The following is a 14,043-nucleotide window of genomic DNA, read 5'->3' on the forward strand; positions in this document are numbered from 1 at the left end:
GCCATGAAAGAAAAACCCAATGAATGGGTCTCGATCTCCGACCTTATGGCTGGGGTAATGGCCGTAGTGATGCTGATGCTTGTGGTGTCGGTGCTGCAGAATAAAGCGTCAGAGGCAGCGATAGCAGTTGAGAAGCAGCAGATGGAGGCCGCTCGTCAAGAAGAGCGCAGCAAAGGCGACGCGGCCCAACGGGCAAGCCTGAGCAAGCTGCTGGCCGCTATGCAGTCAGACCTGCAGCGCACCGGCGAAACGGATCTGGTGGACATCGACATTCAGAACCGCCGCCTGACCCTCCCCGATAATGCCTTCGCCCGAGGTAGCGCCTGCATTACCCCCGAAGCCAAAGGCGCACTGACCCTGCTCAGCGCACGGGTGGCCACCTTCATCCAGGATTACGGCCAGGGGCAAGTGCTGGTAGAGGGGCACACCGACAACCTGCCGGTTTCCCGCCCGGTCACTGACTATGAGCGTTTTTGCACGGTGTATGACGACAACTACACCTTGTCTGCCGCACGGGCACGCGAGGCTCGCAAGCTGCTGATTCAGGCACTTGAGCCACAGCAGGCACTGCGCGTGGTGGTGGCAGGCTACGGTGACTCACGCCCCAAACCGGGCGTGGATCCTGCCAGTGCTCTCAACCGTCGAGTGGAGGTACAACTGGTGGTGGCCACGCAGCTGCCGACGGCAAATTAGCGCGATGCAGCCCAAGTTCTAAATTGGCCGGCTGCTCCCCTGAACTTGATTTAGACACCGAGAGGTAAGGACACGATGGCAACTACAGGAATCGATTGCGACGACGAACTCTTCGCCAGCCTGCTCAGCGCCAAGCCCGATGAGGTGGACATGTTGGTGGACATCATCACCGACTTCTCAAGAGGCCGCGCCGGTCTGGACGCGGACGTCAAGAAGCGGCTGGTACAAGCCAAGCACAGCTCCCGACCCGCGGGCTACGACCAACAGCAGCTCGAACTGCTGGGACACGAACTGCAGCAATTCGGTGGGCACTCGGCGATGAATCTGACGCGCCGTTTCCTGAAAAAGTCCGCTGTGTCCTATGCCGAAATCGTCAACGACGTTTATCAGAAGCTCAATGGCAGCGACGCAGCGAACCGGTCAGTCGCCGACAAAGAACGTCAGATCGCCTTGGCGCTGTTCGGTGCCGGTTGGCGCGAATTGGCGCCTAACGATCGCTTTGAGCGCGCCACCAGTACTAAGGTGCTGGCCGGGCTGTTCAACCTCAAGGACGCGCTCTCAGTGAGTTCTGGCACCGCGGTCGGTCTGTCGGCAGCAAGCAGCGCAGCGTTGTTCACCGTGGCAACCACGGGGTTTCGCCTGAATCCCATCGGCGCCGTAGCTACGGCCGGCTTCGGCCTGCATAGCAGCATTGCCGAAGCCTACCGGGTGACCGTGCCATTTGTGGCCCAGATGGGCTGGATTCGCCTGCACCGCGAAGCGCCTGCGACACATTCACCCGCACCGACCAATGTAGCTCCCGCCTCCACGCCGGGAAACTCAGAGCTGGTTGTGCAGAACGGCCAGGGCGAAACACTGCTGAAACTCAACACGCTGCAGCGACCGCCTGCAGGCGTACATCGTCCGCTACCCACCGACCAGATCAGCGCGCTCAGCCCGTTGCTGGCCAATGTGCCGGGGCTTGCCGCGTTAGGAGAGATGTCCAGGGGCAACTATGTAGTTTGTAGCCTGCCCTTCGAGACACTGACCAAAAACGCCAACAATGATGGCAGCGTCAGAGCTTTCGTCCGTACCGGTGGCAAGATCAGCGAGCAGGCCAGCCTGTCATTACCGGAAGACCTGCAGAACGTGCTGCTCAGCGGTGCGGTGTGGAACGTTGTGTCCTCAGCCGTGGGCCAGAAGCACTTGCACGATATCAACGAGAAGCTGAACGCCATTAAACGCCAGCTCGACAGCGTGCTGCGCGAACTGGACGAAGCCCGCTGGGAATCGCTCGCCGGAATGGTCGACTATACCCAGGACCTGCTCGACCACTACGCGCAAGACGGCATTAGTCACTACGCTGTGCAGACCCTCGAAAGCCAGCACAGTCAGATCACGGCTCTGAGGCAATTCTTCGACCGCAAAATGAAAGAAGAGCTGGACATCGCCCAGGCTATCGAGGCCGACAAGCTGTTCGGGGCAGACAGTGCCCGCCAAGCGCTGAAAGGCAGCCTGGCGAAGATGGAAAGTTGGGTGAGCGGATACTTGCAAGCTACTCAGTTGCAGGTTGTGAGCAGCGCCTTGCGCTATATGGCTGATCCGCAGCAACGTCACTGCAGCGCTGCAGCCAAGGTACTTGAAAGTCTGGGGCAGCTCGACGCTATCGCCACCCAGAGTCGCAGTGTGTACAGCTCGCAGATGGAACTGACCAGCTCACGAGTCTTCAGCCTCGATATCACGCTAAGCCAAAGCTTCACGGCGCAATTGGACAGCATTGCCGGTTCGCTGGCACAAGGTCCATTCGACACCCGCCAGCTGCACCAATCGCTATTCAATCAAGGTGAACACCAGGTGTTGCTGCGTTATCAAGATGGCCAAATCGCCGAGGCGCAGCTGCTCGAGCGGGCGATCTGATCAAGGGTTGCCAGGGTAGCCAGCTGACAGGGGCGTGAACGTCACAACGCGCATGCTCCTGCCGCGTTTCAATCGATGCAAAGCCAAGGCCGCAAAACTGAGCCCGGTTCGCCAGCACCAGTTGCTGGGCCTCGGGCTTGGGGTCGTTGACATTGGAATTGATCTGGAAGCGTTGCACCACGTACTTGACCAGCACATTCTGCCCTTCACCAGCGTCAAGGCTTCCATGGACCCGGACCTATTCGGCAACCTGTGCATCATCGATACACCGGACTATAACCCTGGTACGACCGGTGGGGCTGCTGCTTCAAACCACAGCACTGCAGCTTCCTTGGTCAATCAGGCATAGGTCTGAGTCATCGAGCTTGACCCGGCCGGAACCATCGACCAGTCCGACATTGAGTTCATCGAGTCCACGCCGTTCCATGCAGAGTCGCTGTACATCGTGCTGAACAAAGCTGATGTGAAATCTCAAGGTTCAAAGCCCCGTCCTGTACGCAGCTCGATAAAACGGGCGAACTATCACCCACCTATTCTTCAGAATCGTTGCCGCGCCAGTAGCTCCGCGAGCGCCCCTTTGAGCCACCCTGCGTTACGTGCGCTCAACTCCCGGGATATGCCAATTCGATCTGCTGATCGAACTCGCCGCCAACCCCACAGTACTCACGGGGCACGCGCTCAAGATCCTCAGCTACCTGCACAATCACCTCACGCAATTCCAGTTGCTCAAACCATCGAGCAGGAATCGCTGTAGCACCATACTGTGCGCCCAACAAATGCCCCGCGATGAGCCCGGTACTGTCGCTATCACCACCGTGATTCACCGCTCTGATCACGCCCTCTTCTAACGAGGAGGCTGCCAGGGCGCACCACAACCCGATAGCCAGCGTTTCTTCGGCGACCCAGCCACCACCGAGTTCGCCTATTCGTTGCGCGGTGGGCTGGTAGCCCTCGTAAAAGAAGAAGAGAACACGCTCAATGAGGGCTCGTGTTTCTTCCATACCGGGAACTTGACCGTATTGGGCCAGGCTCTGAGTGATCGCGTGTTCCAGGCTGTCTTCTCTATCGACAATGCGCTGGAGAATATCGGCAAACATCCCGGCCGCCAGATAGCCCGTAGGATGCCCGTGAGTCAGGCGTCCTGACTGGGCAGCGTAGTCAAAGGCGTTTGCAAAGAAGGCGCAAGGTGCGGCTCGCGTCAGGGCACCACAGCCTTTACTGTTGTTCTCGGCCACAGCGCCCAGCCGTGGACTGGCCTTGAGTGCAGTGAGACAGGTAGTACCAGGTGTGCGCCGAGACCAGAGCGCCGGTTGCTCGAACAACCACCCGTCTCGATCAACCGGTATCGCAGCAGCGTGACCCTGGGTTATCAGCCAGCGCAGTAGTGAATGATGAATGACGTCAGGGACGTGGCAAGCCCCTCGTGAGCTACCGCGCACGTAGGCCCGCAACAAGCCTTCCGCGGTAAAAAGCATCATCTGAGTGTCATCGGTAATGGCGGCGGCGATACCGTACGCCGGAACAAAATCGATGATTCCCTGTGGACCGAACCTGGTTTCGATTACCGACCACTCGAGAAACTCCACCGGGGCGCCTAACGCGTCGCCAACAGCGCCTCCCAGCAGGCAGCCTTTAATCCGTTCAAGTCTGTTCATGTCCATTCCCTTATCCCTCAGCCGGGATCAATTCCTGCAAAATCACCAGCTTTCTTTGCAACTGCTCGATATGTGCTTTTTCAGCGCGCAGTGCCGAACGCAACTCGCGGTTCTCTGCCTCCCAAATCCGCGCCCAGCGCGCATTTTTTTGGCAGCCCATAGCCATCTGCCAGAGCTCACGCAATCTCAGACACTGATGCAGTAACACCAGCAGGATTGCTCCCATCATCAGCAATGCTCCCGTCGAAACCGCTTCCGACATACTCATGTCCACTTCCTTTCGTGACTTCAATTCATTTTGAAGACAGACACACGATATGTAGTGTTAAGCGACAGGTCTAGAATGTAGACTTATACAGGTAAAGTATTCGCGCACATGGAGAGGGTATGAAACGCAAGCAGTCCATCGAACAGGTCCGCTGGGATCTGGCACTTCGCTACCGTTTGATTGAGACCGTCGCCTGGTGGGAGGGCCGGTTAACCACGGGACACTTGATGCAGAGCTTCGGTATCAGTCGCCAGCAGGCGTCCAAGGACATCAACACCTACATCACGGAACATGCGCCTAAAAACCTTACATATGACAAAAAAATAAAAGGCTACGTGCCCGGCAAGGCGTTCACGCCGCTGTTCATCGACGACAGCGCAAGCGCCTATTTGCACCTGCTCTACCAGAACAACGAACGCGCTCCTCACATTGATGGGCTCGCCCTAGCTTACGCTCACACCAAGGTGCTGGAAGTCCCCGATCGCCCGATCCGGCCGGAAGTCCTGCGCCCATTGCTCAAGGCCTGTCGCGATGGCCTGCGCCTGGAAACCGAGTACGTATCGCTCAACACACCAAACGTGGAAATTCGACTGATCGCCCCTCACACACTGGTCTACACCGGTATGCGCTGGCATGTGCGGGCTTACTGCGAGAAGAACGGCCAGTACCGCGACTTTGTACTCAGCCGCCTGCGGGGCCAGCCGGATTTGCTCGATGAATCGCAAAATACTCGCGAGCTGGATGAAGACTGGAATACCGAGATTCCCGTCATTTTTGCAGCCGACGGACGGCTGAACGCAGCGCAGAAGTCAATCATCGAAACCGACTTTGGCATGACTGATGGCCAGCTGGTAGTGCCCAGTCGTAGAGCGCTGGTGAAGTATGTATTGCAACGCTATCAGATCGACCCGAGAAATCAGGCCACTAACCCCGAGGCACAGCAAATCGTGGCAACCAACCTCAAGGAGTTGCGTCCCTGGCTCATGAATGACTGACGCGCATCTCCCTTGAGGAGTTGGAGCACAAGCGCATTTGCCGTAAGCGACAGCAATAAGGCACGCGCCGACTCGCCAGAGCGAGTGAAGGAATGAACCAAGCGCCAGCAATCGCTATCAGTAGCCGTTGGTTCCGCTCAAAGGCGAAATCCGAAGTACAGCTGTGGAATTGAGCTTTGGTCGACGTAAAGGCAGGAATTTAAAAAGATTCGCGAATGGTATTCCATAAGGTATTCCAATAGAAAATCTAACCAAAAATAATCAATAAAAATCAATACGATACAGAATCAATTCAGATTACCCCGGCACTTCAACGAAAAAGGACGTCCATGGACGTCTTTTTTGTACCTGTAACTCAGTAAGCTCATAGGCTTATTTGCCTTTTAGCCTCCGTAGGCGATCATTTACCGATCGGCTCAGCCAGTCTGAATTGCACACCTGAGCAGCGTGAAGAACCATGCATTTCGTCGCTCAATACCTTGCAATCACAGCCTTTCGCCTATAGCCGACCGCGCGAGGTGTTAACCTCAGATCCAAGTCTATTTTCACCCTTATGGGTACTTTCGCCATGATCAACGGCCACAAGCATTCAAAAGACCTTAGCCTTGCGGAAATGATGGGCCTTAAAAGCAGCTTACGTGACCGCCAGGTTGATGCTGTCTATGCAGCTGACCCTCAGATGCTTGAAATGGCTGCTGTCCGTGCCAAAGCGGCCCTTCGCGGCAACTCTGCTGTAATCGCTCGCCCACTAAGATTCTCTGCGCTTAGCAACTGATGCCCGACGCGGTAAACGAAGACGCTCCGCTCCGTGTCTGGCTCACCCCAAATGGAGCGCAGTTCGTCTTCGTCTTTGAAGAAATCTGGAAGGATGCCAAACAGGTTTTCTAAAAACTGCGCAGCAGACATTGGCTTGCCATCGGCGCTGAGAAACAAGGTCGTCATCATGTTTTTGATCCGGCGCGCCGAGCCTTTGCTTAACCTGATCTCCCCCGCTCGAATACCGAATTTCCCGCGCGGCGGCCGAGGGGTTCAGGTACCAGATCGATAGCTCATGAGCCCCGTGGCAAGGGCACTCATGCCCTCGCCGCCCGGTGTCGGGATACGTCGGAGGTCCAACCGATCCAGCGCCCGATTCACCACCGCAGGTCAGTCATGGCTCTCCTTCTCCCTCTTGTGCTTACGATAATGGGAAAGTGAAATCCCCGTTTGGCGCTTGAAGTAGCGACACAAGTAAGAGGCGTCGGCGAAGTTCAGTTCGTCGGCCACACGGCCAATAGCCAAGTCACTGTATGAAAGGAGCGCCTTGATTTCCAAGGTTACCTGCCGATCGATCAGGCCCTTGGGAGTGTCATTGAAAAACGCTTTGGTCAACTGCGACAGGTAGAACGGCGTGATATTCAGTGCGTCAGCGTAGAACTTCACATCTCGGTTGCGGATGCAGTGTTTACCTATCAATTCCCAGAAGCGCCAACTGAGCATTTCCTTCCGGCTGAATCCACGGTTTTCTATTTGGTTGGCTGGAAGTTGCTCGGCTATTTTCAAAAAGAGGTTCTGCAGCTGATTGCGCAACATGATGCGTTGGTAAGAGGGACAGGTCTGCGCAATATTCCGCATCTGCGTCACCCACCCGTCTATCAGTGGCATGTCGTCGTTGGATGGAACGCAATGGGGATGGTCATGCAGAAAGACGAACAAACTATTTGGCAGCGGGTAGGCAACCTCCGCTGCAAAATCTTTCGGCATAAGGCAGAAAAAAACCTTGAAGCGGCGCGAGCGACGTTTGAGCAAGGCAATGGTGTCCTCAGCCAGCAACATCACTCCTCCGCGCCTGACCGCATGCTCTTTGAAGTTTAGAGTGAAGTGGGCACTACCGGAGAGGCATACCAGCAACGTCAAGTAAGCATGACCGAAAGAGAGCGGTAAACCTTGCCATTGCGCTAGCGTGGTTTCTCCCATCCGCATCGAATCGTCAGGAACGGAAAGTTTCGGAATGTGATGCATAGTGCCCCAGCGCTATAACAAACAATAGCCATCATCGTATCAGCGCTTGGCGCGGTTGTTGCGAAAAGTACCGAAGAAGCCGAGGTACTGGCGTGTACCGATGGCCTGTCTGCCAATACTCTATCCCGAACGCACCCATCCACTCCGAGTACGGGATATGACACTTAAAACAGAACGACTCTTGCTACGCCCCTGGCAGGACACAGACGCCGCCGATCTATACGAGTATGCCAAAGACGCTCGAGTCGGTCCCATCGCTGGCTGGCCCCCGCACACCAGTGTGGAGAACAGTGCCGACATCATCCGCACAGTCTTCAATCACCCAGAGGTGTATGCGGTCGAATTGAAGGAAAATCGCCGTGCTGTTGGTTGTGTGGGCATTCTCATAGGCAGCAACAGCAATTTTGAAATCAGTGAGCAGGAAGGGGAAATAGCCTACTGGATCGGCGTACCGTACTGGGGCAAAGGCCTGATTCCGGAAGCCGTGCGTGAAGTGATGCGACACGCTTTTGAAAACCTGAACCTCAAAGCACTGTGGTGTGGTTACTTCGCCGACAACATCCAATCCCATGCTGCCCAATCGAAGTGTGGCTTTCGCTTTCATCACACGGAAGAAAACAAATACAACCAGTTCCTCCAAGACTATCGCACAGAGCACATTAGCCGGATCACCTACCAGGAATGGCTGGAATATTCGAAAGTGTAAGAGCACAAACCGAAGAGGGACGCGAACCTTACCTGGGGTTGTACGAAGAACCAGCCTCCCTTGATACACCGTTGCCATTCAGGTGCGGTACACACCCATAAAACATTGATTCAGCTCGATCATCACCCTCATTCAGGCGACGCGATGGAAATCTCACTCACCCAAATAACGCAACAAAACTATGAGGCCATTTGTGAACTGGAGGTCACTGAAGAACAAGAGGACTACGTGGCTAGTAATACTTGGTCGCTCGTTGAGGCCGCGTACAACCCGGGCTACTTCACACGCGCCATCATTGCGGATGAAGAGGCCGTAGGCTTTTTAATGTGGGTGCAGGAATCAAAAGGAAAAGTCTCTATCTGGCGCTTTATGGTGGACAAAAAACATCAGCAGAAATCCATCGGTAGAGCAGCGCTGGGTCTCGCCCTGCATGAAATAAAACAGATCGAAGAATTGAAAGAAATTGAGATTTGCTACAACCCCAACAACGTCGTCGCCAAAGGATTTTATTCCAGTTTTGGCTTTATCGAAGTTGGCATGGATGCAGACGGCGAAGATATGCTGGCGAGGATCATCATGTGAAAGTCGCCAAATACACGCCGAGTGGCACGATTTCCTTGCCAACGTATTGAGGACGAAATCCACGCGTTCCGGCAGGTAATGCTTCGGGTGGGAGTCCCTCTCTGGAATCCCACCGCACTTCCCATTACCCTGATCCCCTCTATCAGACAACCGGAAGTCCGATACCCGTGTTCAAGCCACTCGCCGCTTTCGCTCTCGCCTGCACCCCTCTGCTTGCAACCGCCGCCGACCTGGCCGGTGTCTGGACAGGCACTCTGGGGAAATCCGCGATTACTGTCTGTTTCAACGGGCCCCACGGCGCCAATGGCAGTTATTACTACCAACGGATCCTCACCCCCATTCAGCTGACCCAAGCCAACGCCAGCGAGCCTTGGGTGGAAGAAGGGCAAACCGGTTTCTGGCAGTTGGACGACCCACAGGGCGACCTATTGACCGGCACCTGGAGCAAAGCCTTGGGTGGCAAAAGCCTGGCGCTGATGCTGAAACGCGCGGACACGGACGGGTGCGCCAGCGACACTTACAACAACCCGCTTGAGGCCACGCCACCGGCGGTAAAGGTTGAGAGGAAGACGTTCGCCGAACATGCCTACCAGGTGAAAACCCAAGGCGGGCAGGTCATCCTCAAACTTGAAGGCGACACGGAGGCCATCGATAAGATCAACCGGGATCTCGCACGGATGGCCATCAACCCAGACGGACAGACCGATTTCTATAGGGAGCGGCGCAACTCACTGGACCAGGGCGGCAGCACCACGACCAGCGAGATCACGGTGGAACCGGTCTACTGGTCATCACAGTGGATCACCGTGCGTTTCTATCGCTGGTCGGCAGGCTACGGACGCGGGGGAATCAGCTGGGGCCTGCACAGTTGGAACCTGCAAACTGGTAAAAAGGTTGATCCCTGGACGTGGTTGGGAGGCGAGGAGCAATGGGACGGCCCCTATTCCGGCCAGGTCAAACTGCCCGCAGCGTTCAGCGCATGGCTTTCCAAGCAAACCACCGTCGACGAAGGCTGCCCGGCCGTGACCAGCTATTCCACCTTCGACTTGAGCTTCAACACCCAGGGCCTGCAACTTTCGACACCCGCTCAGGGCGATGGCTGTGATAACGAACTGAGCTTTGCGTGGGAGCAATTGGAGCCGGTGCTGACAGCCCAAGGCAAAGCAGCTATACCCAGCTTGAAAGCGCCATAACGGCCTAATCAGCCTTACAAAAATCCATCACTCGTTCACGAAATATTCAGAAACGCCAACGGATACTAGCCCATTGCAATGACCGTTCCCCCGGACGGTCCTCCTGCCCTGGTAGCCACACTCCATGACGCGTCCTGCTTCCCTGCTGCTCCTGCTTGCTGGTCTGTTGTTCTTCTTTGCCCTGGGCAACCATGAGCTGCAAGGCTCCACCGAAGCCCGCGTCGCCGGGATCGCCATGGCCATGCACCTGGACAATAACTGGGTAGTGCCCCAGTTGTTTCGTGAGCCCTTTCTGGAAAAACCGCCCCTGAGCCTGTGGATCGACGCCGGGGCGATTCGCCTGTTCGGCGGCACCACCTGGGCCGTGCGCCTGGCCTCGGCGTTTGCTGGATTGTTCAGCGTGATGCTCCTTTACACCATGCTGCGCCGGTTCGGGCGACCGCAGACGCTGGCGTTCAGCGCGGCCTTGATCCTGGCGACCATGGCCAGCTATTGGAGCAATGCGCGCGGCGTCGGTGAGGATTCGCTGCTCACCCTCGGCGTGACCACTGCGCTGTTGGCGTTCTACCAGGCAGTGCGGCCCGATCGCCAAGGCTCCAGCGTGGGCGCATGGGCACTGTTTACCGCCGGGATGGTGATCGCCACCCTCAGCAAAGGCGTGCTGGGCCTGGCGATGCCGGGCATTGTGATTTTTGTGTACCTGGCCAGCACCAGCCTGATGGACAAACGGCTGCAGATTGGCAACTGGCTCAAGCCGGCACTGTTTACCTTATTGGCGCTGGTGCCACTGGTGATCTGGCTAGGCTTCCTGTTCCAACGCGGGGGTATGCAGGCCGTTGCCGAGGTCTTGCTGACCAACAGCGTCGGCCGCTTCAGCGGCTCGTTTGTCGAAGCCGGGCATTACGAGCCGTTCTACTACTACATTGCCAAGCTGCCCGAGGCGTTCCTGCCTTGGAACATCCTGGTGTACCTGGGCCTGTGGCACTTTCGCAAAAGCCTGGTGCGCAACCGCTACCACTTGTTCTTCAGCGTCTGGCTGGTGGCACAGTTCACCCTGCTGACCCTGGCGTCGAGCAAACGCACCGTTTACCTGATGGCGCTCGCACCGGCCGCCGCCGTCCTGGCCGCGGAATATGCAAGGGTGCTGCTGGACTGGCTGAAAACCCACAAGCCCGCGCTGTACAAGCATCACAGGACCATAGTGGGCGGCGTGTTCACCCTGGCCGTGAGTTGCTACCTGATCGCCGCCTTCTGGTTCGCGCCCAAAGCGGATGTGCGCCAGTCCTTCGTACCGGTGATCAGCCAGGTTCAGGCGTTGAAAGACGAAGGCCGGGAGGTGGTACTGTACCGGCCCAACGAGCGCATCGCCGGAGCCAGCGTGTTTTACCTGCAGGCCTATTTACCGATCCTGCAAACCGAGGCCGAGCTGCACAGCTATCTCGGCGCCAAACCCGGCAACGTTGCGCTGCTGGACCACACCGATGACTTGACCCGTCCGGTGAAGGAGATCAAGCGGATGTCGATCAATCGCCAGCCTTACTACTTCGTGGAGCAGTAAGGCCGGCGCGGGGCATCAGTGCTTGGTGACTTTGTCCAGGTAGCCCATGGCAAATGCCGAGACCACGAAGGTCATGTGGATGATCACGTACCACATCAGGTGCTGTGGATCGACGTTCTTGGCGTCCATGAAGATGCGCAGCAAGTGGATCGACGAAATCGCCACGATGGAGGCCGCCACTTTCATCTTCAGGGACGAAGAGTCCATGGTGCCCAGCCAGTTGAGTTTCTCTTTGTTGTCATCGATATCCAGCTGCGAGACGAAGTTCTCGTAGCCGGAGATCATCACCATGACCAGCAAGCCGCCGACCAGGGCCATGTCGATCAACGACAGCAGCACCAGGATCAGCTCGGACTCGGCCATCGAGAACACGCTCGGCAGCAAGTGAATCACTTCCTGGAAGAATTTCAGCGCCAGCGCCAGCAACCCGAGGGACAAGCCGAAATAAATCGGCGCCAGCAGCCAGCGCGAGGCGTACATAGCATTTTCGATAAAGCGTTCCATTGGATCTCACACAGCTTGGCTAGAAATGGCGGCGAGTATACCAGCCGCTACAAGACACCTGTCATCACGAGAAAACTGACCTGTGCGGCATCTGTAAGAGAATTTTTCTGCTAGTGTCGAGCCCAATAACAACTCGGCTCGATGACGTCGGACAGGAAAAAACTCAGATGATGGATGTGCGATCCCCTTTGGCCAGTATCGGCCTGTGCGCGGCATTGCTGCTGGCTGGCGGCTGCTCCCCCAGCGACGAGCAGAAGCAGACCACCCTCGAAGAGAAAACCGCCAAATTCGAACAATCCCTCGACAGCATCCAGGACCCCAAGCTGCGCGACGCCGTCGCCGACCTGGGCGGTTCGCTGCTGTTACTGGAACGGGCGCGGGTCAAACTCGCCACCAAGCCCATCGAAGCCGAATACGGTGACGACACACTGGCCCTGCTCAAGCACTACCCCACCCCCCAGGCGCTGGTGGACACCTACATCAATGGCCTGTTCGTGCTGCGCAAGAACTCCCATTCCGACTACCTGACCGACTTGCAGCCGGTGTTTCCCTTCAACTTCAACATCCCCGACCAATTTCCCTTCCCCCACGGGCTGGAATGGCAGTCGGTGACCTTGAGCAACAACAAGGTCATCCCCTTCCAGCCAGAGTGGTCGGAAACCGATCCGGGCATCCAACTGAGCCCCAGCAGCTCCAACCTGACCAACCCTGACGATTTGACGGTGACCTACCCGTTCATCGACGGCATCGAGACGGAAAACAAGAGCCAGCCACAGCCCGTCAGCCTCAAGGGCACGGTTGAAGTGGTCGCGCCAGGCAAGGTGCTGACCTTTGACCTGTCGAAACAGGACGTCGGCCACAAGCGCACCGAAGGCAACATCACCCTCAACCTGATCCTGCTGGAAAAAAACTACGCCGAGATCGAGCTGACCAACAGCCAGCCACTGGCCCCGGAAGTCGGCGACGAATCGCCCAACCCGCTGCTGGTCCAGGCGCGCGACAGCACCGGGCAGTTCCTCACACGCTCGGGCTCGATCAATGAAAGCAGTGTCCAAGTTGCGTTTTACGAGAAACAACTGGCCGAGATGCAAAAACAGAAGACCTGGTCCGAGGCGTTCGAAAAGCAGTTGATCGATGAGCAGAAAGCCTTCGAACACAAGCAAAGCGGCCACTACGCCAAGGTGTACTTCAATGGCGTGATCGACAACCTGCAAGTCAACGTGCTGGATTTCTCCACCGCCACGCGCACCCGTAAAGACCTCGATCTGCCGGTGCTGCGTTTCGACAGGAACAGCTTGCAGAAAACCGTGCAGGCCCTGCCGATGCCGGTCACCGTGTACGACGACGGCGCCGCCAATTGGCTCAAAGACGCAAGCATGACCGAGGACCAGTTGAAAAACAGCGTCACCATCAGCCAGTCAGTCGAAGACGCCAGCGCGGCGCACATCGTGTTCGACCACCCGTTTACCTTCAATGACGATTTGGTGGGCAGCGAGCGCAACAGCAGCGATTCACCGGTGACCTTCTTCACCGCCGACGAAAAAGGCGAGCGCGGCGAGCCGATCGAGTTGCCGACCGAGGCCTTTGAGCTGAACCCGGCACGCAGCACCCTGACCTATGATCTCACCCTGTTCCCGGAAAACCCGGCCTTTGTGGTGGGCTCGATTCCGCTGTTCCTGGCAACCATCGATAAACACGAGATTGACGCGAACACGCTGCCCAAAGGGCTTGAACTCAAAGACAACGCGCTGATCGTCGACCAGAAGGCATTCCCCGCCGACAGCTGGCGTTTCTACGCCAAAGACGCCAGTGGCAACTACCTCAAGGAAATCCTCGGCGTCAGCCACCGCGCCGAGGAATACGGCACGGCGATGTTTGACGTGCATTACTTCTACGGCCAGCCAACCACCCTGGAAAGCTACCAGCGCACCGACCTGAGCACCGTGCAATATGGCTTCGAGGTCAAGTTGGACAAACCCGAGAGCAAATAGC

The 14,043-nt window shown here is 56.9% G+C and carries 14 protein-coding genes; 9 read left to right on the top strand and 5 right to left on the bottom strand.

What is annotated here, in order from left to right:
- The first annotated feature begins 3 nt into the window (after nt 1-3).
- From BMZ57_RS20875 to BMZ57_RS30055, 3 genes are all read left to right on the top strand, one after another.
- Nucleotides 4-693, top strand: coding sequence for an OmpA/MotB family protein (locus BMZ57_RS20875; RefSeq protein ID WP_069673149.1), 690 nt, complete (start codon nt 4-6; stop codon nt 691-693).
- Nucleotides 694-768: 75 nt separating this feature from the next.
- On the top strand, nt 769-2,589 hold the full coding sequence (locus BMZ57_RS20880) for a YaaW family protein (RefSeq protein WP_069673148.1): 1,821 nt from the start codon (nt 769-771) through the stop codon (nt 2,587-2,589).
- A gap of 52 nt (nt 2,590-2,641) precedes the next feature.
- Nucleotides 2,642-2,938 carry a hypothetical protein gene (locus BMZ57_RS30055; RefSeq protein ID WP_069673147.1) on the top strand — a complete coding sequence of 99 codons (297 nt, stop codon included), beginning with the start codon at nt 2,642-2,644 and terminating at the stop codon, nt 2,936-2,938.
- Nucleotides 2,939-3,191: 253 nt separating this feature from the next.
- Here the strand turns inward: BMZ57_RS30055 and BMZ57_RS20890 are convergent, their stop codons facing one another.
- The gene (locus BMZ57_RS20890; RefSeq protein ID WP_069673170.1) at nt 3,192-4,244 is read right to left on the bottom strand and encodes an ADP-ribosylglycohydrolase family protein; all 1,053 of its coding nucleotides are present in this window, start codon (nt 4,242-4,244) and stop codon (nt 3,192-3,194) included.
- 10 nt (nt 4,245-4,254) lie between these two features.
- Nucleotides 4,255-4,512 (bottom strand): hypothetical protein, encoded by a 258-nt coding sequence (locus BMZ57_RS20895; RefSeq protein WP_069673146.1) that lies wholly within the window; start codon nt 4,510-4,512, stop codon nt 4,255-4,257.
- A 119-nt stretch (nt 4,513-4,631) separates the two neighbouring features.
- Here BMZ57_RS20895 and BMZ57_RS20900 point away from each other — a divergent pair, with 119 nt between their 5' ends.
- Nucleotides 4,632-5,507, top strand: coding sequence for a BrxR family helix-turn-helix transcriptional regulator (locus BMZ57_RS20900; protein WP_019582650.1), 876 nt, complete (start codon nt 4,632-4,634; stop codon nt 5,505-5,507).
- Between the two features lie 675 nt (nt 5,508-6,182).
- On the opposite strand, the gene BMZ57_RS29585 is transcribed toward BMZ57_RS20900, so the two are convergent.
- Together BMZ57_RS29585 and BMZ57_RS20910 are read right to left on the bottom strand one after the other, a co-directional pair.
- On the bottom strand, nt 6,183-6,452 hold the full coding sequence (locus tag BMZ57_RS29585) for a hypothetical protein (protein WP_047543413.1): 270 nt from the start codon (nt 6,450-6,452) through the stop codon (nt 6,183-6,185).
- Between the two features lie 201 nt (nt 6,453-6,653).
- Nucleotides 6,654-7,508, bottom strand: a complete 855-nt coding sequence (locus BMZ57_RS20910) for a helix-turn-helix domain-containing protein (RefSeq protein ID WP_069673145.1) — start codon at nt 7,506-7,508, stop codon at nt 6,654-6,656.
- 157 nt (nt 7,509-7,665) lie between these two features.
- On the opposite strand from BMZ57_RS20910, the gene BMZ57_RS20915 reads away from it, so the two are divergent.
- The 4 genes from BMZ57_RS20915 (at nt 7,666) to BMZ57_RS20930 (ending at nt 11,547) form a co-directional block, all read left to right on the top strand.
- Nucleotides 7,666-8,214 (top strand): GNAT family N-acetyltransferase, encoded by a 549-nt coding sequence (locus tag BMZ57_RS20915; RefSeq protein WP_021492923.1) that lies wholly within the window; start codon nt 7,666-7,668, stop codon nt 8,212-8,214.
- 144 nt (nt 8,215-8,358) lie between these two features.
- A complete protein-coding gene (locus BMZ57_RS20920) occupies nt 8,359-8,796 on the top strand; it encodes a GNAT family N-acetyltransferase (protein WP_021492924.1) in 438 nt (145 codons plus the stop codon).
- 167 nt (nt 8,797-8,963) lie between these two features.
- On the top strand, nt 8,964-9,989 hold the full coding sequence (locus BMZ57_RS20925; protein ID WP_069673144.1) for a hypothetical protein: 1,026 nt from the start codon (nt 8,964-8,966) through the stop codon (nt 9,987-9,989).
- A 124-nt stretch (nt 9,990-10,113) separates the two neighbouring features.
- The gene (locus BMZ57_RS20930; RefSeq protein WP_021492926.1) at nt 10,114-11,547 is read left to right on the top strand and encodes an ArnT family glycosyltransferase; all 1,434 of its coding nucleotides are present in this window, start codon (nt 10,114-10,116) and stop codon (nt 11,545-11,547) included.
- A 15-nt stretch (nt 11,548-11,562) separates the two neighbouring features.
- Here BMZ57_RS20930 and BMZ57_RS20935 read toward each other — a convergent pair whose 3' ends face one another.
- Complete coding sequence (locus BMZ57_RS20935; RefSeq protein ID WP_010206662.1) at nt 11,563-12,051, bottom strand: TIGR00645 family protein; 489 nt, start codon at nt 12,049-12,051, stop codon at nt 11,563-11,565.
- Nucleotides 12,052-12,218: 167 nt separating this feature from the next.
- Here BMZ57_RS20935 and BMZ57_RS20940 point away from each other — a divergent pair, with 167 nt between their 5' ends.
- Nucleotides 12,219-14,042 (top strand): hypothetical protein, encoded by a 1,824-nt coding sequence (locus BMZ57_RS20940; RefSeq protein ID WP_083266262.1) that lies wholly within the window; start codon nt 12,219-12,221, stop codon nt 14,040-14,042.
- The last annotated feature ends 1 nt before the right edge of the window (nt 14,043 follow it).

Origin of the sequence: Pseudomonas simiae (assembly GCF_900111895.1) — a bacterium.
Lineage (GTDB): Bacteria > Pseudomonadota > Gammaproteobacteria > Pseudomonadales > Pseudomonadaceae > Aquipseudomonas > Aquipseudomonas simiae.

Coding starts and splice junctions, on each gene's coding strand:
- BMZ57_RS20875 (WP_069673149.1), top strand. CDS start 4: ATGAAAGAAAAACCCAATGAATGGGTCTCGATCTCCGACCTTATGGCT.
- BMZ57_RS20895 (WP_069673146.1), bottom strand. CDS start 4,512: ATGAGTATGTCGGAAGCGGTTTCGACGGGAGCATTGCTGATGATGGGA.
- BMZ57_RS20920 (WP_021492924.1), top strand. CDS start 8,359: ATGGAAATCTCACTCACCCAAATAACGCAACAAAACTATGAGGCCATT.
- BMZ57_RS20935 (WP_010206662.1), bottom strand. CDS start 12,051: ATGGAACGCTTTATCGAAAATGCTATGTACGCCTCGCGCTGGCTGCTG.
- BMZ57_RS20900 (WP_019582650.1), top strand. CDS start 4,632: ATGAAACGCAAGCAGTCCATCGAACAGGTCCGCTGGGATCTGGCACTT.
- BMZ57_RS20890 (WP_069673170.1), bottom strand. CDS start 4,244: ATGAACAGACTTGAACGGATTAAAGGCTGCCTGCTGGGAGGCGCTGTT.
- BMZ57_RS29585 (WP_047543413.1), bottom strand. CDS start 6,452: ATGATGACGACCTTGTTTCTCAGCGCCGATGGCAAGCCAATGTCTGCT.
- BMZ57_RS20930 (WP_021492926.1), top strand. CDS start 10,114: ATGACGCGTCCTGCTTCCCTGCTGCTCCTGCTTGCTGGTCTGTTGTTC.
- BMZ57_RS20915 (WP_021492923.1), top strand. CDS start 7,666: ATGACACTTAAAACAGAACGACTCTTGCTACGCCCCTGGCAGGACACA.
- BMZ57_RS20940 (WP_083266262.1), top strand. CDS start 12,219: ATGATGGATGTGCGATCCCCTTTGGCCAGTATCGGCCTGTGCGCGGCA.
- BMZ57_RS20880 (WP_069673148.1), top strand. CDS start 769: ATGGCAACTACAGGAATCGATTGCGACGACGAACTCTTCGCCAGCCTG.
- BMZ57_RS30055 (WP_069673147.1), top strand. CDS start 2,642: ATGCTCCTGCCGCGTTTCAATCGATGCAAAGCCAAGGCCGCAAAACTG.
- BMZ57_RS20910 (WP_069673145.1), bottom strand. CDS start 7,508: ATGCATCACATTCCGAAACTTTCCGTTCCTGACGATTCGATGCGGATG.